This window comes from Flavobacterium sp. R1_16 (assembly GCF_057652095.1).
Window position 1 is genome coordinate 47,121 of the sequence record NZ_JBYFCG010000001.1, and the last position, 19,734, is coordinate 66,854.

Annotated in this window: 15 protein-coding genes; 9 read left to right on the forward strand and 6 right to left on the reverse strand. The window is 33.8% G+C overall.

Annotated features, from left to right (window positions below; translation table 11 throughout):
• Window position 1 precedes the first annotated feature (1 nt).
• The 3 genes from AC23L6_RS00200 to AC23L6_RS00210 are packed head-to-tail and all read left to right on the forward strand — an operon-like array spanning window position 2 to window position 3,437.
• Window positions 2-1,345: a tetratricopeptide repeat protein gene (locus AC23L6_RS00200; protein WP_487560269.1), complete on the forward strand. Its 1,344-nt coding sequence runs from the start codon at window positions 2-4 to the stop codon at window positions 1,343-1,345.
• Window positions 1,345-2,112 (forward strand): lipoprotein insertase outer membrane protein LolB1, encoded by a 768-nt coding sequence (lolB1, locus tag AC23L6_RS00205; RefSeq protein ID WP_487560270.1) that lies wholly within the window; start codon window positions 1,345-1,347, stop codon window positions 2,110-2,112. Before AC23L6_RS00200 ends, lolB1 begins: the two co-directional genes overlap by 1 nt.
• A 20-nt stretch (window positions 2,113-2,132) precedes the next feature.
• The gene (locus tag AC23L6_RS00210; protein WP_487560271.1) at window positions 2,133-3,437 is read left to right on the forward strand and encodes a murein hydrolase activator EnvC family protein; all 1,305 of its coding nucleotides are present in this window, start codon (window positions 2,133-2,135) and stop codon (window positions 3,435-3,437) included.
• Window positions 3,438-3,513: 76 nt separating this feature from the next.
• On the opposite strand, the gene AC23L6_RS00215 is transcribed toward AC23L6_RS00210, so the two are convergent.
• On the reverse strand, window positions 3,514-4,023 hold the full coding sequence (locus AC23L6_RS00215) for an acyl-CoA thioesterase (protein WP_487560272.1): 510 nt from the start codon (window positions 4,021-4,023) through the stop codon (window positions 3,514-3,516).
• A 63-nt stretch (window positions 4,024-4,086) separates the two neighbouring features.
• Window positions 4,087-5,043, reverse strand: a complete 957-nt coding sequence (locus AC23L6_RS00220) for an HU domain-containing protein (RefSeq protein ID WP_487560273.1) — start codon at window positions 5,041-5,043, stop codon at window positions 4,087-4,089.
• 102 nt (window positions 5,044-5,145) lie between these two features.
• On the opposite strand from AC23L6_RS00220, the gene dprA reads away from it, so the two are divergent.
• Window positions 5,146-6,246: a DNA-processing protein DprA gene (dprA, locus tag AC23L6_RS00225; protein WP_487560274.1), complete on the forward strand. Its 1,101-nt coding sequence runs from the start codon at window positions 5,146-5,148 to the stop codon at window positions 6,244-6,246.
• Here dprA and trpS read toward each other — a convergent pair.
• Entirely contained in the window at window positions 6,243-7,223 is a 981-nt protein-coding gene (trpS, locus tag AC23L6_RS00230; protein ID WP_487560275.1) for a tryptophan--tRNA ligase, read from the reverse strand. The two genes, dprA and trpS, sit on opposite strands and share 4 nt — an antisense overlap.
• Window positions 7,224-7,292: 69 nt before the next feature.
• On the opposite strand from trpS, the gene AC23L6_RS00235 reads away from it, so the two are divergent.
• Entirely contained in the window at window positions 7,293-8,042 is a 750-nt protein-coding gene (locus AC23L6_RS00235) for a lysophospholipid acyltransferase family protein (protein ID WP_487560276.1), read from the forward strand.
• Between the two features lie 23 nt (window positions 8,043-8,065).
• Here the strand turns inward: AC23L6_RS00235 and recA are convergent, their stop codons facing one another.
• Complete coding sequence (recA, locus tag AC23L6_RS00240; protein WP_487560277.1) at window positions 8,066-9,070, reverse strand: recombinase RecA; 1,005 nt, start codon at window positions 9,068-9,070, stop codon at window positions 8,066-8,068.
• A gap of 148 nt (window positions 9,071-9,218) precedes the next feature.
• On the opposite strand from recA, the gene AC23L6_RS00245 reads away from it, so the two are divergent.
• The 4 genes from AC23L6_RS00245 (at window position 9,219) to AC23L6_RS00260 (ending at window position 17,438) form a co-directional block, all read left to right on the forward strand.
• Window positions 9,219-9,956: a lysophospholipid acyltransferase family protein gene (locus AC23L6_RS00245; RefSeq protein ID WP_487560278.1), complete on the forward strand. Its 738-nt coding sequence runs from the start codon at window positions 9,219-9,221 to the stop codon at window positions 9,954-9,956.
• A gap of 54 nt (window positions 9,957-10,010) precedes the next feature.
• Window positions 10,011-11,000, forward strand: coding sequence for an acyl-ACP desaturase (locus AC23L6_RS00250; RefSeq protein WP_487560279.1), 990 nt, complete (start codon window positions 10,011-10,013; stop codon window positions 10,998-11,000).
• Window positions 11,001-11,483: 483 nt separating this feature from the next.
• Window positions 11,484-16,697 (forward strand): T9SS type A sorting domain-containing protein, encoded by a 5,214-nt coding sequence (locus tag AC23L6_RS00255; RefSeq protein ID WP_487560280.1) that lies wholly within the window; start codon window positions 11,484-11,486, stop codon window positions 16,695-16,697.
• Between the two features lie 87 nt (window positions 16,698-16,784).
• Window positions 16,785-17,438, forward strand: coding sequence for an HD domain-containing protein (locus AC23L6_RS00260; RefSeq protein WP_487560875.1), 654 nt, complete (start codon window positions 16,785-16,787; stop codon window positions 17,436-17,438).
• Window positions 17,439-17,470: 32 nt separating this feature from the next.
• Here the strand turns inward: AC23L6_RS00260 and AC23L6_RS00265 are convergent, their stop codons facing one another.
• Both AC23L6_RS00265 and AC23L6_RS00270 read right to left on the reverse strand, forming a co-directional pair.
• A complete protein-coding gene (locus AC23L6_RS00265) occupies window positions 17,471-18,253 on the reverse strand; it encodes an enoyl-CoA hydratase/isomerase family protein (RefSeq protein WP_487560282.1) in 783 nt (260 codons plus the stop codon).
• Window positions 18,254-18,263: 10 nt separating this feature from the next.
• Window positions 18,264-19,679 (reverse strand): ATP-binding protein, encoded by a 1,416-nt coding sequence (locus AC23L6_RS00270; protein ID WP_487560876.1) that lies wholly within the window; start codon window positions 19,677-19,679, stop codon window positions 18,264-18,266.
• Between the last annotated feature and the right edge of the window lie 55 nt (window positions 19,680-19,734).

The following is a 19,734-nucleotide window of genomic DNA, read 5'->3' on the forward strand; positions in this document are numbered from 1 at the left end:
AATGAGAAGAAATGTTTTGCTATTTATTGTGTTTGGATTTTTTTTCCAAACGGTACTTTTGGCACAAACAGAGCCAGAGGATATTGCTTTAGCAAACGATGAATTTCAGAATTCTTTTTATGAATCGCTGTTGCAAAAAGGGATTGAAAATTATGATAAAGCAATAGTAGCTTTAGAAAAATGCCAGAAAATTCAACCCAACAATGCAGTCGTTTTTTTTGAATTAGGCAAAAATTATTTAGCACAAAAAAATTATTTAAAAGCGTACGAGTCTTTCGAAAAAGCGACACAAATTGACCCAAAGAATAAATGGTTTTGGGTTGGTTTATATGATGTTTGCTATGAAACTAAAGATTATCCACAAGCTATCGTAATTGTCAATAAACTCATTGAATTCAAGAAGGAATACAAGGAAGATTTGGTTTCTCTTTATATGAATACGCAACAATTTGACAAAGCATTGGAATTAATAAATGAGTTGAATGATACCGTTGGTAAATCCGATTTAAGAGACAATTATAAAGCTCAAATAGTTAGAGAATCGAAATATCAAAATTCAGAAAAAAGTAACTTATTAGAACAAATTAAGAAGTATCCTAAAGAGGAATCGAATTATATCGCCTTAATTTATTTATATTCCGAGAGCAATCAAGAAGAAAAAGCTTTAGAAATTGCTAAAAAATTAGAAGCAGAAATTCCATCATCAGAATGGGCACAGGTAAGTTTGTTTAAATTTCATTTGAATAATAACGACGGAACTAGCGCTGTTAAAGCCATGAATCGAGTGTTAGCAAGTAATAAAATTGATGATAAAATCAAACATAGAATATTGAATGAGTTTTTGATTTTTAGTGCTGACAAACCACAATTTGATTCAGACTTAGAGAAAGCAATTTCTTATTTTGATTCAGACTCCGAAGTTAAAGTTCCTAAAGAAATAGGCAAATTTTATCACAACAAAAAGAACTGGGATAAAGCCATTCAGTATTATGAATTACATTTAAAAAGTAATCCAGACGATATCGAAATTCAGTTACTTTTGTTTGATGTATATACTGAAAAGCAACAATTTGACGTTTTAGCGAAGAAAGCAGAGAATTGTATTGAGTTGTTTCCGTTGCAACCACAGTTTTATTATTATGCTGGATTGGCCAATAATCAATTGAAAAATTTTAAAAAAGCGGCAACCATTCTCGAAACGGGTTTAGATTATTTAGTTGATGACAAAGCACTTGAAATTAATTTTTATATACAAATAGGTGAAGCTTACAACGGCTTGGGAGATAATACTAGAAAAGAAAATTATTTCACAAAAGCTGAAAAATTATTAAAGAAAGAGAAATAATGAATAAATATAGTGTAGTAGTCCTATTGATTTTTATGACAGCCTGTAAATCTAAAGCGGTTTATGTGGCTGGAAATGCTACTAATAAATTATCTTCAGATAAAATAATTGAAAATCATTACAGTATGCAAAAAGATTTTTCAACTCTTTATATCAAATCCAATGCACATTATGAAGACGGAAAACAATCTCAAAATGTTACTGCCGAAATTAAAATCAAGAAAGATGAGATTATTTTGGTAAGCATTCGTTTTCTCGGAATTACCATGGCAAAAGCATTAATTACTCCAAAAGAAGTAAAATATTATGAGAAAATTGGAGGTAAATATTTAGAAGGGAATTATGCTGCATTAAGCCAATGGTTGGGTACAGATTTAGATTTTAAAAAAGTACAAAACATGATTATTGGTCAGGCTTTAGATAATTTAAAAGAGGTAAACTATATTACAACAATTGAAGATCAGCTATACAAATTAGAAGATGAATCAGATGCAAACACCAAAAAAACGTATTTTTTTCAGCCAGATAATTTCCTAATCAAAAAAGAAGAAATCACTCAAAAAGACAAACAACGAATGGTTCAAATCCGTTATCCAAGCCATTCGGAATTTGATAAAATACTTTTCCCAACAGGATTGATAATAGATGCAGTTCAAGAAAACAAAAAGACAAACATAAACATCGATTACAATACGGTGACATTCAACGAGGATTTGTCGTTTCCTTACAGTGTGCCTGAGGGCTACGAAAGAATTTTTATTAATTAGTTTTGTACAAATTTACACCTATGCTAAAATTTATTTTAAGCTTGATATTTTTATTAACGATTTCATTTTCATGGAGTCAGGTTAGTCAGCAAGAAAAATTAGAACAACGCAAAGCGGAAATTCTCAGAGAAATTCGAGAAAAAGAAGAGCAATTGCAAAACGTTCAATCTAAAGAGAAAACGGTAACTAAACAGCTGGTTCTTCAAACAGAAAAAATTAAGCTTAAGGAAAAATTAATCAACACCACCGAAAAACAAACCAAGTTGTTGAGTAATGATATGTATATTAATCAAATTAACATTAATAGACTTAAAAGAGAGTTGGTGCTTCTTAAGGAAGATTATGCCAACATGATTGTAAAGTCATATAAAAGCCGTTCGGAACAAAGTAGAGCAATGTTTTTATTGTCCTCAGAAAATTTTTTACAAGCCTACAAAAGAGCGCAATACATGAAGCAATATGCTAGTTACAGAAAAGTTCAAGGGGAGGAAATCAAAAATAAAACTAAAGAACTTGAGGGGTATAATGAAAAAATAAGTGTTCAAAAAACCGAAAAGCAAAAATTATTAGAAGAAAATCAAAAAGAAAAAGCAGAGCTTGAAAAAGAGAAACAGGTACAACAAGAGATAGCTAAATCAATAAAAAAAGATAAAAAACAAATCATTGCTGAAATTAAGAAAAAACAGCAAGAAACAAGAGCAATTGACAATCAGATACAAAAATTGATAAAAGCAGCTATTGCAGCAGCCAATAAAAAAACTGCTGAAGCCAACAGAAAGACAGCCGAAGCCAATAGAAAAACAGCGCCTAACAGTCCAAAAACAGTTTCTAAAGAAACCTCTAATGCTGAATCCAAAGCAATTGAGACTTCTACAAAAATAGTTTTAACATCAGAAGGGCAGCTTATTGCAAATAATTTTAAGGCTAATAAAGGAAAATTACCTTGGCCAGTAGAAAAAGGATTTGTGTCGTTGGCTTACGGAGATCAGCCGCATCCAATATACAAAACATTGATAGTTCACAATAGCGGTGTAGAAATCACCACCGATCAAGGAGCCAACGCTAGAGCTGTTTTTGGTGGAGAAGTCATTAGTGTGATGATATTATCTCCGGTGAATAAGGCTGTGATGATTCAGCATGGAGACTATTTTACCGTATATCAAAATTTGAGTAGTGTCAGCGTTAGTAAAGGAGATAAAGTATCGATTAAGGAAACGATTGGAAGAATAAGAACCAATGGCGATACGGGGAAAACCGTATTGAAGTTTACCATATCTCAAAATACAACCTATAACAATCCAGCGAGTTGGTTGTTTAATATGTAGTTCGATTTTCGATAAATACAAAAACAGCTTTCTTGTAAGATATGAAAGCTGTTTTTTTATATAAAAATGTTGAGTTTTAGGCAAACAGCGCCTTCAACTCAGTAGCATCGTGTGGATTCATTTTGCCTGCAAGTACTAAGCTTAGTTGTTTTCTGCGTAAAGCAGCATTGAATCGTTCTTTTTCCAGTTCGGTCTCGGGAACAATTGGAGCAACTTCAACAGGTTGTCCTGTGTCGTCTACTGCTACAAATGTGTAGATGGCTTCGTTAGCTTTGCTTCTAATTCCTGTTTCGCGGTCTTCAATCCAAACGTCAATGTAAATTTCCATCGAACTTTTAAAACTCCTAGAGACTTTTGCTTCAATGGTAACCACACTGCCAAGAGGAATAGCTCGGTTAAAAGCAACGTGATTTACAGAAGCAGTTACTGCAACTCTTCTGGAATGTCTTCTTGCAGTAATACTCGCTGCCCGATCCATACGAGCCAATAATTCACCACCGAAAAGATTATTCAAAGGATTGGTTTCGCTGGGTAAAACTAAATCGGTTAATACCGTCAACGATTCTGAAGGAGATTTTGGTTGCATTTTTTTAAGTCAAAGATAGGAATTACAGTGCAAAAAAAATCCCGCTGTAAAACGGGATGTTATTTAAAGTTCTTTAATTAATAACCAAGCATCAGGATTAACTGATTTGTGAATGTCACTCATGGCTTTTTGAGCTTCTTCATAAGTGGCATAGCTTCCGTATAAAACAGGAAATAATCCATGTTTATTTGGAGCGATTCTGCGTGCTTTGAATCCTACTTCTATTAATTCATCGTATATTTTTTCTGCATTTTCTTCATTTCTAAAAGCACCTGCAACAACATGATACGATAGTTTTTCTTCCTTTACGGTAAGTGTAACAGAAGGAATAGGATTTTCAATAAAGAAAGTAGCCTCTTGAATTTTATTTTGTACTTGTTTTTGAACTGCTTTTTCTACTAATAAAGTTTCTTCTGCAACGTGGTCTTGGTATAATTTATAGCCAATACTACCTGCCACTGACAACGCTAGCATAAGAACAGCAGCATATCTTAAATAAGGTCTATTTCTAGTCTCCTGAGGAATCAAAGTAATTGGTTCTACTTTTTTAGTTACAACAACAACATCCTCAGATTTATGTTCAAGATTGGTAATAACCTCTCTTTTAATTAATGGAGAAACAAATGAGTTTAATCCAAAAGATTCGGTAAGATAATTGATATTCTCAGAAGGGGTAAACACTAAATTTTTTTCAGCATTCAATGAAAGTTCACCAATGTTTTTCAATGAAAATTTTTCATTTACCTGAAGAATACTTTTCCAAATAACAACTTCACTTTCGATGGCTGCAACAGCATTTTCATAACTTGTTTTCTCTATGTTAGAAATATGGTTGGCCAATAAACCATCATTATTCTTTAAATGAGAATTAAAAGAAATTAATTTTTTTGGCGGATAAAATGAATTTGTTTTTTCGTGCATGTGAGCCGACTGAATTTCAGTCAAAAAAGCACCAAATCCAGGTACAGTTACACACTGGTGTCTGTATAAAAGTTGCGAAATATATTGTTCAATCTTCATAGAAACAAAGTTATACAATGCGAGAATGTTTCAAAATTTTATTCACAAATTTTATTAACAATTATCATAAAATTTTATATTTTTCAACCTCAAATAGTTATCATGAACGACGAAGAATTATTCCATGTATTAGCCTTGTTACAAGTTGAAGGAGTTGGAGATATTATAGCCAAAAAATTACTTACCCATTGTGGTTCTCCTTCGGCAATTTTTAAAACCAAAACTACACAATTAGGCTCTATTGATGGAATTGGGACTGTTTTACTCAAAAATCTAAAAGATAAATCGATTTTTGAAAAAGCAGAAAAAGAATTAAAGTTTATAACAACTCATGCCATCAATGTTTCTTATTTTTTAGATGAAAATTATCCAGAGCGGTTAAAGCATTGTATAGATGGTCCGGTTGTTTTGTTTTCAGCAGGGAATATTGATTTAAACAATAGAAAAACGATTAGTATTGTTGGCACTCGTCAAATTACCTCTTACGGAACAGAATTCTGTAAAAAATTAATCGCCGATTTGGCTCCGCTGAATCCAATTATTGTGAGTGGTTTTGCTTATGGCGTAGATATCGTTGCTCATCAAGCGGCTTTAGAACATAATTTACAAACCATAGGTGTACTCGCTCACGGATTGAATCAAATTTATCCTAAATCGCATAAAAAGTATGTTTCTAAAATAGAAGAAAATGGAGGTTTTATGACCGAGTTTTGGAGTTCGTCCAATCCCGAAAAGGAAAATTTTGTAAAAAGAAACCGAATTGTTGCTGGAATTTCTGAAGCAACAATTGTTATTGAATCTGCTGATAAAGGCGGTTCGCTAATTACTGCAACGATGGCAAATGATTATAATCGAGATGTTTTTGCAGTTCCAGGCAGAACAACAGATAAATACAGTCAGGGTTGCAATACATTGATTAAAACTCAAAAAGCAAACTTACTTTCTAGCGCAGCCGATTTAATTTACATGTTAAATTGGGATATTGAGACCCCAACCCAACCAGTACAAAAGCAATTGTTTGTAACTCTAGATGATGACGAACAAAAGATATATAACTATCTTCAAAAAAATGGGAAAGAATTACTAGATACTATTGCTTTGCATTGTGATTTTCCAATATACAGAATCTCAGGAATTCTTTTAAATATGGAATTAAAAGGGGTAATTCGACCGTTGCCAGGAAAATTATTTGAAGCGATTTAAGCGCTAAACCCTAATTTTTCTCGAACTCTATTCAAAACACCATTGGCGACAACTTTAGCTTTTTCTGCACCTTGAAACAAGGCTTGGTCGATTTCAGCTAAATTATTCATATAATGGTTGTATTTTTCTCTTTCTGTTTTGAATTTTTCCACGATAAGTTCAAACAAAGCTTGTTTGGCATGACCGTAACCAAAATCTCTGTTTGTGTTTTTGTATTTTTCAGTCATTATTTCAATTTGACTGTCGGTTGCTAGTAATTTATAGATAGCAAAAATCTTGCAAGTTTCAGTGTTTTTTGGCTCTTCAAGTGGAGTACTATCGGTTTCAATTGACATAATTTGTTTACGTAACGCTTTATCATCCAAAAAGATATTGATAATATTGTTTGCTGATTTACTCATTTTTCCGCCATTGGTTCCTGGAATATATTTGGTTTCTTCTTGCAGATAGGATTCAGGTAGAACAAAGGTTTCTCCCATTTGGTGATTGAAACGCGCTGCCACATCGCGAGTAATTTCTATATGTTGCAATTGATCTTTGCCAACAGGAACAAATTGAGCATCGTATAATAGAATATCAGCTGCCATTAGCATTGGATAAGAAAACAAACCTGCATTGACATCTTCTAGTCGGTCTGATTTGTCTTTAAAAGAATGTGCTAAAGTTAATCTTTGATAGGGAAAGAAACAGCTCAAATACCAAGATAATTCTGCTGTTTGAGGCACATCAGATTGTCTGTAGAAAATGACCTTATCGATATTCAACCCACAGGCTAACCATGCTGCAGCCGTACTGTAGGTATTTGCTCTTAAGGCAGCTCCATCTTTTATTTGAGTTACAGAATGTAAATCGGCAATAAAAAGAAAAGATTCATTCTCAGGTTTATTAGATAATTCTATCGCAGGAATTATAGCGCCTAATAGGTTTCCTAAATGAGGAGTTCCAGTGCTTTGAATTCCTGTAAGTATTTTGGCCATGATTAACTTAATTTTTACAAAGGTAAATGTTTTACCAAAAATAAAAATTGAATTCTTACTTTTGGTAACATGAAAATTGTAAAAATCATTTTTTGGACACTTTGGCGTGTTTGGTTTTATATTATGATGGGAATTCCTATTATCATAATGTTGCCTTTTTTGATTGTTTCTATCCTAAAAGAAAAATGGTATCCTTATTTTTTCATTATGGCAAGAATCTGGGCAAAGGTAATTTTATATGGTTCTGGATTCTATTATAGAGTAGAAGCAGAACAGCAAATAGAGCAAGATAAAAGCTATATGTTTGTTGCCAATCATACATCAATGGCGGATATTATGTTGATGTTGGCAGTAGTAAAAAATCCATTTGTTTTTGTGGGTAAAAAAGAATTGTCAAAAATTCCTTTATTTGGATTTTTCTATAAGCGAACCTGTATCTTGGTTGATCGAGGAAGTCAAAAAAGTCGAATGGAAGTTTTTAATAGAGCTCAAAAAAGACTGAATCAAGGTTTGAGTATTTGTATTTTTCCCGAAGGAGGCGTTCCTGCGGACGAATCCATCATTTTAGATGAATTTAAAGATGGGGCATTTCGTTTAGCCATAGAACATCAAATCCCTATTGTTCCTATGACTTTTCCAGACAACAAAAAACGTTTTTCTTATACCTTTTTTAGCGGTAGTCCAGGATTAATGAGAGCCAAAGTACATTCTTTTGTCTCAACTATTGGGAAAAATATAGAAAGTAAAAAAGACATTAAAGAAGTAAAAGATGAGGTACGAACGATTATTTTAAATCAATTGTTACGTTATCAAAAATAAAAAAACGCCCAATAGGGCGTTTTTTATGAGTTATTTTCTTTAATGTATGCTTTAATTTTTTCCTCTAATTCGTCCGCTAATTCTGGATTGTCTTTTATTAAAGCTTTTACTGCATCACGACCTTGACCTAATTTGGTTTCGCCATAACTAAACCAAGAACCTGCCTTTTTGATGATTTCAAACTCTACGGCTAAATCGAGGATTTCCCCAGTTTTAGAAACGCCTTCGCCATACATGATATCAAATTCAGCAGTTTTAAACGGTGGTGCTACTTTATTTTTAACCACTTTTACTTTGGTTCTATTTCCAATAACATTTTCTCCATCTTTAATTTGAGACGAGCGACGAATATCCAATCGCACGGATGCATAAAATTTTAATGCATTTCCACCAGTAGTAGTTTCTGGATTTCCAAACATCACACCAATTTTCTCTCTCAGCTGGTTGATGAAAAACACAGTACAATGCGTTTTGCTAATGGTTCCTGTCAATTTTCTAAGAGCTTGCGACATCAATCGAGCATGTAATCCCATTTTAGAATCGCCCATTTCGCCTTCAATTTCACTTTTTGGAGTCAAGGCAGCAACCGAGTCAATAACAACAATATCTATAGCTCCTGAACGGATTAGGTTTTCAGCAATTTCTAACGCTTGTTCTCCGTTATCAGGTTGCGAAATGATTAAATTTTCGATGTCAACCCCAAGTTTTTCAGCATAATTTCTATCGAAAGCATGTTCTGCATCAATAAAAGCAGCAATTCCACCTGCTTTTTGGGCTTCGGCGATGGCGTGTAATGTTAAAGTAGTTTTACCCGAAGATTCAGGACCATATATTTCTATAATTCTCCCTTTTGGATAACCATTAACTCCTAATGCTAAATCTAAACCTAAAGAACCAGAAGAGATAACTTCAACTTCTTCAATAGCTTTGTCCCCCATTTTCATTACGGTTCCTTTACCGTACGTTTTATCTAATTTATCAAGAGTTAATTGTAATGCTTTTAACTTTGCTTCTTTTTCTGAACTCATTTTTTGCTTCGTTTGGATGACACTTATTTTTCGTAAAAATACTTATTTTTTCCTAAGTTCCAAGTGAAGATTTGACAAAGAATTTTCTATTTTTCTAAAATAGAACAAACAAAAATATATTTCTTATTTTTGCTCATATTTTTTACTAATGCAGAAAATTGTTTCGTATCCATTATCGCTAGTTGCTATACTTTTTTTCATCCTGACTTTGTTGATTTTTCATCCAATTCAATGGCTGTGTTTAAATCTATTAGGATATCAGGCTCATAAAAAAAGTGTAGATTATCTCAATTTAGTTTTATTGAGAATTAGCCACTTGTTAGGTACTTCGTATAAAGTTGAAAATAGGGAGTTAATTCCTAAAGGTGTTCCCATAATATTTGTAGCCAATCATCAGAGTTTATATGATATTGTTGCGATGATATGGTTTTTCAGGAAATTTCATCCAAAATTTGTTAGTAAAAAAGAATTAGGCAAAAACATACCAAGTGTTTCTTATAATCTACGTCATGGAGGCTCGGTTCTTATAGATAGAAAAGACCCTAAACAAGCCGTTCCAACCATCAAAATACTATCAGACTATATAGAGTTGTACAAACGTTCGGCGGTTATTTTTCCAGAAGGAACTAGAAGTAAAACAGGAATTCCAAAAGAATTTTCTCAAACAGGATTGAAAATTTTGTGCAAGTACGCACCATCTGCTTATGTAGTGCCTGTATCGATTAATAATTCATGGAAATTATTTAAATATGGATTTTTTCCACTTGGTTTAGGAAATCGTATTACCTTTACCGTTCATAAAGCTCTCTCTGTAAAAGATTTGTCATTTGATGAAATCATGAAACAAACAGAGCAAGCAATAGTTCAAGGAATACTAACAAAATAATATAATCAGATTTTAGTTTTGGTAAAATCTAAAATCCTAAATCTAAAAAGAATAATGTCTATCAAAAATATTCGACTAGAAGTAATGCAATTTCTAGAAAATAAGGTGGAAGAATTTGTTGATCAATATCTGATACCCGTAGAAAAAATTTGGCAGCCTTCTGATTTTTTACCAGATTCAGAGAGTACTACTTTTTTTGAAGAAGTAAAAGAATTGCGAGAAATAGCAAAAGATTTACCCTATGATTTTTGGGTTGCAATGGTTGGTGATACCATCACCGAAGAAGCTTTGCCTACCTATGAATCATGGCTTATGGATGTTGAAGGTGTTGATAATGTAGAACGAAACGGTTGGTCTAAGTGGGTTCGTCAATGGACGGGTGAAGAGAATCGTCATGGAGATGTACTCAATAAATATTTGTATTTATCTGGGCGTATTAATATGCGTGAAGTAGAGATGACCACCCAGCATCTAATTAATGATGGATTTGATATCGGAACAGGGAGAGATCCTTATAAAAACTTTGTTTACACCTCTTTTCAGGAGTTAGCAACCTATATTTCACACAACAGAGTTTCCCAATTGGCAAAAAATTATGGCGATACTAAATTGTCTAAAATGTGTAAAATGATTGCTGGAGACGAAATGAGACATCATTTGGCGTATAGCGAATTTGTGAATCAAATTTTTAAAGTCGATCCAAGTGAGATGATGTTAGCGTTCAATTATATGATGAAACAAAAAATTGTTATGCCAGCTCATTTTTTAAGAGAGTCAGGACAAAAAATAAGTTCTGCTTTCGAACAATTTTCAGACTCTGCTCAGCGTATTGGCGTGTACACAGCAAATGATTATGTTGAAATTATGCAAAAACTTATTGATAAATGGGAGGTTGATAAAATCGGTGGGTTGACAGATGAAGCCGAAAAAGCGCGAGATTATCTCATGAAATTACCCGCACGAATGGCTAAAGTTTCGGAGAGATTGGTTATACCTGAGGAGTCTTACATCTTTAAATGGGTAGAGCCAGCAGTTATTAAATAACATTCAAAAGCCTAAACAAAAATCCCCTTCGTTGAGAAGGGGATTTTTGTTTTATAAAATAACCAGCCTTTAGTAAGTTGAAACTACTTTTTCAATAAGAATAACAACAGTGTTGTAATAGAAAGTTTAGTAGCTATTATTTAAAAAATATCCTTGATAAATTTCTAAATCAAGAGTTTAAAAATCAATATCTTAAGTAAATTATTACCAAAGCGGTACGAATAACCTTTGATTTACAGAAATTTATCAACACGAAAACGTTTTCGCTAGAAAACTAAAGTATTTTATGTTAAACTATAAATGTTTTTAGTTTAAATTTATAATCCCCAAATCATTAATAGTATAAAAAAACAAGTCTTTTTTTAGATAAAAAGAAAAAAGATAGTTTTTATCTAAAGAAGATGCATGGTTCAATACTTTGATTGTGTCTCTTTTTTTCAAGATTATTTACAAATGGATTTTTATCATTAAAAATAGAGCAGTATGAGAAATTTTACTTTAAAACCTTTTTTAATTACACAATTCTGTAGTGTGCAATATGTTTTTATTGCAGTGCTATTTTTATTGGTTGGAATTAATACTTCTTATGGGCAAACGCATTTTGAAAGTGGAGATAGTTGGGGAACCGCTGGTTGGAATAATTATACGCCTATGACTGAAATGCCTGCAGGTACTGGGAAGTATGTAATTGTATTAGCAAATTCATTTAATGCAGATAGGTATTATAGGGTATCAAATGGAGCGGGAACAAACCGTTATGGACCAGCTGGAACGAATGATATTTCATTAGCCCCTAGCAATACTCCTTATACATTAGAAGATTGGAACTCAGGAAATGGGAAAGCATATAAAACATATGTTAATACTCCTGCCACTTATCGCTATGTTTTTAAATCAAATGGAGCTACGTCAAAGCAACTATTGGTTTTTGAAATACAAGGAACACCGATAACGGTCACAGCAGTTTCGAATCCAGGAGCGACTGCTGGAACCAATAGCACCATTACCGCAACACTTTCTGCAAGTTTACCTGTAGGACAAGATGTCTATCTAAGATATACTAATAATAATTTTTCAACTTCTTCAGTAGTAAAATTAACAGGTTCAGGAACTAGTTATTCGGGTATAATCCCAAATACAATAAATACTTCCGGTGCGACGGTTAAATATTACGTTTTTACTTCAGGCACAGCGAATGTAGCCGCCGATGGTTCTAATGCTGATTTTTATACTATAAATATTAATAATAATGCAGGAGCAAATTACTCTTATTTTGTTCCGGTAGCAATTATTGCACCTACTTTAGCAGCTACAACAACAGTCGATTTTATAGGAGCTACAGTTGCTCAATCAGGAGGGAATGTAACTTCTGATGGAGGCTCAGCAATAACTGAAAGAGGATTAGTGTATAGCACTGTTTCAAATCCAACGATTTTAGATTCAAAAGTGTCGGTTGTTGGAACCACAGGATCTTATACAGCTAATATGACGGGTTTAACACCTGGAACTTTTTACTACGTTAGAGCATATGCTACTAATGCCATAGGAACTTCCTATGGTACTCAAACTACTTTTACTACTTTATTACCTCCAACTCCAACAGCAATTTCATCTGGTTCTACATCGATTGATTTAAATTGGACGCGTTGGACTGGAGATAGATCTGGGGTTGCCACAACCTATAATGTAATGGTTGTTCGTTCTACAGATGCCACGTTTACTCAGCCAACAAATGGTGTTGGATATGCAGTAAGTTCAACAATAGGTGGAGATTTAGTAATTTACAACAGTAATGGTTCTTCTTTTACAGATACTGGACTAACATCCGATACAATTTATTATTATGCTTTTTATTCAGAGGGTTGGACGTATTATTCTAACTCAGCGACTACAAGTGCATTTCCTTCTTCCTTAACACTGCCCACAGTAACTACTTCGGCAGTATCTGGATTAGCTTGTCATGATGTTACTCTTGGAGGTAGCGTAACATCAGGGGGTAGTGGTACCATAACTGAAAGAGGTTTTGTACATAGCACATCTGCTAACCCAACCATATCAAACACTAAAATAATTGTTACAGGTACAACAGGAAGTTACAATGCAGCATTATCAGGTTTAACTCAAGGAACAACCTATAATGTAAGAGCCTATGCTATTGACGGAGCTGGTATTGCCTATGGTTCAAATGTATCTTTTACCACAAGTACAAGTACTTCAAGTACTAATTTTTATTCCGATCGCATTTATTTCAAAAATGGGACAAATGCAATGGAGAAATATTACTTAGAAGACAATTCGATTCCAATGTCATGTGCTTTGGAATCAGCTGGCACAGGAACATGGAATGGAAGATATTTGGGCAGTACTAGCCCTGGAGCAACATTACAATTAGGAGGTTATTTAATTACTAAAGGGGTACAAAATGGAACTAATCCTAAAATGAATTATAGAGTATATCTAACTAGTGTGGGTCCAGGCGCTACTCCTTTTACACAAGTTACAATGAATTGGCTGTCCGATTGCAATGCCGATGGGGTAATAGTCAATACAAGTAATAATGATAAAGTTTGGAATAAACCGTTGTTTAATATGACAGTTCCATCATTGCCAGGTAATTATACTATAGAGGTTTACTATGAAAGAGATAAAGACTTGTTGCAAGCTGGAGGTACAGTATATTTGAATAATTGTGGTGTAAATTATAAAGCAAACATAGATATCAGGGCTCAAGATATTTTTTCGGATGTGATATATTATGATAATGGCATTGCACCTGCAAATTATACGGCTGGGGGTTATGATTCGTGTAGTGCAGCATTGACCGTTCAGAGTGGTTCTTGGGATGGAAAATATTTAGGCAATTATACTGCAGGTCAGGTTTTAAAAATAGGAGGAATGGTACTTTCTATTGACGGAGTAAGTCCAGCAAGTCCAGTGTCAGCAACTGATACATATTTAAATTATAGAATATATAAAAACGGTGGAGTAGTGCCAAGTTTTACAACAATGAATTTATCTGAAGTAAGCGGAACAATTTGTGGGGATACAAGCGTGTCTAAATTTGAGCAAGCTACCCTAGCTACTCTTTGGACAACAACTAGTGTCGGTGGTTCCTATACTATTGAATTGTATTATACTGCAAAATTAAATGATGGGACAGTTATCACTAGAAATAATTCTGGGAATAATTACAAAGCAACGTTTACAATTGTAGTGGGAAGTACACCTGTTGGCGAGAGAGATCCTAATGATGGTAATTATACTCCAAATAATGTTAATACCAGCGGTATTTTCGAATCCTATATGGGTGTTTTGGTAAAAGATGTTAACAATAATCCCATCGCTGGATTAAACAGAGTATTTAATATGGATGGAGCATTAGGAAGTACAAATAGCACCAATTTTGATTTTGGCATTCAAGATCCAGGATTGAGTTTTAACGTAGGAACAGAGGTCAAAGTTTTTACAAAAGGAACTCATAAAGTGTGTGGATGTAGCAGTTGGAACTATGTATATAACTCTACCACAGTTTCTAATCCTGTTGAATCAGATTTTCCTTTACCGACACCAGGATCACTCTTTACAGCGACAACCAATGGAAAGTTTGTGTTACTTAATTCCTCATTAAATATCAATGGAAATCAACCTTTTAATGTTTCTTATTTCCCGGCCCCATTAGTAAATGCTTCAGGATCTACTTCTAGTGGAACTTATAATGGAAGTTTGGGAACAAACGTTACAAAATATAAAGATTACACTGATTCTTCTGGTGTTGTTACTGGTATTAATACTCCAGTACAAGGTGTTTTATGTCCAACATGCTCGGGACCCTATAAAGTAGCAATTGCAATGTTAGCATGGGTAAGTACTACAGGAAACTGCAATGATCCTTCTAGTTTTATTTATCACAGAGACATTAATAAAAATAAAGTATCTGATGACTTAGTGGTTCTCAACCCAGCACACAATGATGCGCCATCTTCAGTAACAGGTAGCGCATTTAAGAATAGCTTGCCAGGAACTAATTTATTTTATGTGTCTAGGGTGACCATTGGAGCTTCTGATGGATTAAAACGATGGAATGGAACTACTTGGCAAAAATTTGTAAATCCAATTTGGGTTAACAGTACTCCTCCAACTTTTAAGAATGATGTTTTGATGGATACTAATTATTCTACAACTGGAGGTGGTGGAAATATTCAATGTAATGATATGACTGTTAATACAGATGTAGTTGTTACTATTGAAGAAAATGGTTATATAGAAGCGTTGAATACGGTAACCACATTAGGAACGGGTAAAATTATAGTTAGAAATACAGGAAACTTAGTACAAAGATGTGACGAAAAACCATCTACAGCCTATATAGAACATAAGAAAACAACAGGGAATAAAAGAAAGTGGGACTACGTTTATTGGGGAACTCCTATTGTTCAAAACATGTTAAGTTCTAAACCGTCTCCATTCGATATTGGATATTGGAGACAATCTGGACCTGGTGGAGGATGGAGAGCCTTAACAGCGGGAGATATGCAAGTTGGAAAAGGATTTATATTGCGAGTAGGTAATGTCGCTCCATGGAACGATGGTACTCCAGGCTACCCTACAGAATGGCAGATTAATGGAACGGCTAATAATGGAATTTTCTCAATTCCTGTAACACAGGAGAATTATTCCACAAATCCAACTAATTATAACAATGGAGCTTTGTTAGCTAATCCATATCCCTGCGCAGTTGATGGTAAAAAGTTCTTAGAAGATCCAAGCAATTTAAATCTTGAAGGGTCCTTATTCTTTTGGACATCTGCTACGCAATACCCTGGAACAGGAGCCTATCGGGATCCTGATTATGCAGTGTGGAATCTAACGGGTTCGACAATTACCGCAAATGGGCAAACACCTTCTGATGGTACAATACCTTCAGGGCAAGGCTTCTTTGTTAGGGTGATGACTAATGGAACAGCAGTTTTCAAAGATTATATGCGTTCAACAGATCGAAACACGATGTTTTTTAGAAAAGCCGCTGTAGATCGCTATTGGATTGACCTAACCGATGGAGTCAGTCAAAGTAGCCAGATTTTAATAGGACATCTTGAAGGAGCAACCAATGATATGGACAGAATGTATGATGCCCGAAAAATGGGAGAAACAACAATCGAATTGTATTCTTTAAATAAGAAGGATAGATTAACAATTAACGGAAGAGCCCCATTTGATTCATCAGACGAAATTTCACTTGGAGTTAAGAAATCTGTCAATGGGCCACAAGTTTTAACATTAACTATGACAAAGAAAGAAGGAATATTTGCAAGTGGAACACCAATTTATTTGTATGATAAAAAACAAGACTATTATCATAATCTTCAATCAGGACCTTACACATTTAGTATGTCACCTCATGAAGAAAACAATAGATTTACAATTCTATACGAGCAAAATACCAATAGAATGTTGGAGACAAACGATTTTGAAAAAACAAGTGCTACAGCTTATATTAAAGATCAAAAACTAAATATTGCAGCAAATGATGGTTTAAAAAAGGTTACAGTTTATGATGTTTCTGGCAGAGTCGTAATTGATATCAACACTAAATTAGAAAAAGCATTTACCTCAGATTTTAATTATTCTAAAGGGGTTTATATAGCTAAAATCGTTTTAGAAAACGGAAAAGTAGTTTCACAAAAAATAATGAATTAGTAAATTATTTTAATCAATTATTTTCAAAATCCGCAGCAATGCGGATTTTGTTTTTTTAATCCTATTTTTGTGTCAAGAATAATAGCTATGAGTACTACCGATTTACTATCTAAAACAATACTTTTTGTAAAACAACAATTGAAAGATTCAGAGGGAGGTCACGATTGGTTTCATATTGAAAGAGTATATAAAAATGCCTTGCTGATTTCTAAGAGTGAAACATGTGATAAATTAGTGGTTCAACTTGGTGCTCTACTTCACGATATTGCGGATAGTAAATTTCATAATGGTGATGAAACTATCGGGCCACGATTAGCTCGTGAATTTTTAGAAGCTGAAAATGTACCTGACGAGGTAATCACTCAAGTTGTCGCAATCATAGAAAATATTTCTTATAAAGGAGGAAATTTTTCTAAAACATATCATTCAAAAGAATTAGATATTGTTCAAGATGCAGATAGGTTAGATGCTATTGGAGCTATTGGAATTGCTAGAACGTTCAATTATGGCGGATTCAAAAATAGACCGCTTTACAATCCAGCAATTGCTCCAAATCTTAGGATGACTAAAGAGGAATATAAAAATTCAGAAGCACCAACACTTAATCATTTTTATGAAAAGTTGTTACTTTTGAAGGATAAAATGAATACTGAAACAGCAAAGCAAATTGCCAAAGACAGACATCATTTTATGGAAGTTTTCCTGTCTCAGTTTTATGCGGAGTGGGAAGGAGAGAGATAAGAATAATTTGTGTTTAAGGTTGTTATAAGTAGTTATTTTCCAATAAAAACAGCCTTTCTTTTTTCTAAAAATGCCGTGGTACCTTCTCTAAAATCTTCCGTACCAAAACAGTTTCCAAATAATTCTATTTCAGTAGTATAGCCATTTATACCATCTTTATAATTGGCATTTACAGCTTTTATCGCTTGACCAATGGCAATGGGGGAGTTCTTACAAATTCTTTGGGCAATTCCCTTACAAAAATCCAATAGTTCATTTTGAGGAACAACATGATTTACTAAACCCGCTCTAAAGGCTTCATCAGCAGGAATCATTCCAGCAGTCATAATCATTTCCATAGCACGTCCTTTTCCTATAAGTTGGGGTAGACGTTGTGTTCCGCCATAGCCTGGGATTAATCCTAATGAAACTTCTGGCAATCCCATTTTTGCATTATCAGAAGCTACTCTAAAATGACAAGCCATGGCCAACTCTAGTCCTCCACCAAGTGCAAATCCGTTTACAGCAGCTATAACAGGTTTTGTCAAATTCTCGATATAATCAAAGAGAAGTTCTTGACCTTGTTGGGCCAATTTGGCTCCTTCTGAAGTAGAAAAATTAGCAAATTCTGCAATATCTGCTCCAGCAACAAATGCTTTTTCACCAGAGCCTGTAATTATAATTACTTTTATAGCGGTGTCTTTTTCAAGTGCCTCTATAACCTGACGCAACTCTTCAATGGTTTTTTTGTTTAAAGCATTTAATTTTTCAGGGCGATTGATAGTTATAGTAGCGATAAAGTTTTCTGACGTAATTAAAAGAGTCGAGTAGTCCATTTTTCTTGATTTAGGAGTTAATTATAGGAAGTGAAACCGTGAATGCTGTTCCTTTTCCAAATTCAGTTTCAAAGGTAATTGTTCCTTTATAATTTTCTATAATGTTTTTGATGATTCCTAGACCAAGTCCCATTCCACTGTTTTTTGTGGTGAATTTTGGCTCAAATATGTGTGTAACATTTTGTTCTTCTATACCGATACCATTATCTTTAACAGAAATGAGCACATTGTTTCCATCTCTTTTTACAGTCACTAAAATCGATTTTTCTTTTTGTTCTTGTGGAATTGCCTGAATGGCATTTTTTACTAAATTAGTAATAATTCGAATCAATTGTGTTCGATCCATTTTGGAAATAATTTCTTCTTCCATACTTTCAAAAACAATGTAATCTTCATTAAAAATATCCAAAGCCAACTCGACTACTTCCACCACATTTAAGGTCTCATTCTGTTGGGCAGGCATCGAAGCAAAGTTGGAAAACGCTGATGCAACAGAGCTCATTGTATCAATTTGTTGAATTAATGTTTCGGAGTAATCTTTTAGTTTTTGTTTCAATTCAGGGTCATTAGCATCAAATTTTCTTTGGAAACTTTGCACCGTTAATCGCATAGGTGTTAGCGGATTTTTAATTTCATGCGCCACTTGTTTTGCCATTTCTCGCCACGCTTCTTCTCGTTCACTCTGCGCTAATTTCGTTGCACTTAGTTCGAGTTCATCCACCATGCTGTTGTAGGCTTTAATTAGTAAGTTAATTTCTTTGCTATTGGCTTCCAAAACAATTTTTTCGTTTTTCTGTTCCAAGCTCGTTTCACTTAATTTATCAGAAATCGTTTTTAAGGATTGGGTAATATAGGTCGAAAGAAAATAGGCTAGAGCAAAAGCAATCACCAACATAAACGAATACACTTGCCCCAATCGAATCAGGAAACTTTGTAATTCTTTGTCATAAAAACCATCATCTTCCACATAAGGTAAATTCAAAATTCCTAGAGGTTTGAATTTTTCATCTTTAATTTGGCTGTAAGAGGAACGATTTTTTACGCCGTCAATATTTTTGATGTCCACATACCTTTTTTCGATAGAAGATTGAACCAGTTTGAGAATATATTTCGGAATTGGAGGCGAGACACTATCAATAGAAAACGAAGCTTTGGATGATTTTAGTAACTTTCCGTTCAGGCTATAAATATTGATTTCTAAATTGTGAATTTGCGCCAATTCATGAATTTTATCTTTGAAGATAAAAGGTAAATTATTCGAAGTCAAAGGATAGGTTGTAGTAGAAAGCACATAATTAATATGCTCTTTAATAGCTGTTTCTTTTCGTTCTAGTCGTTCTTGATGGTATTCTTTGGCTTCGTTTTTAAACTGTATAATAGAAATAGAAGCCATTAATAAAGAGGCAATCAAAATCAACACAATCATCGATAGGAAAATCCTAATTCGAAGGGAAAGCATTGACATTTTGAATCCTTTTAGC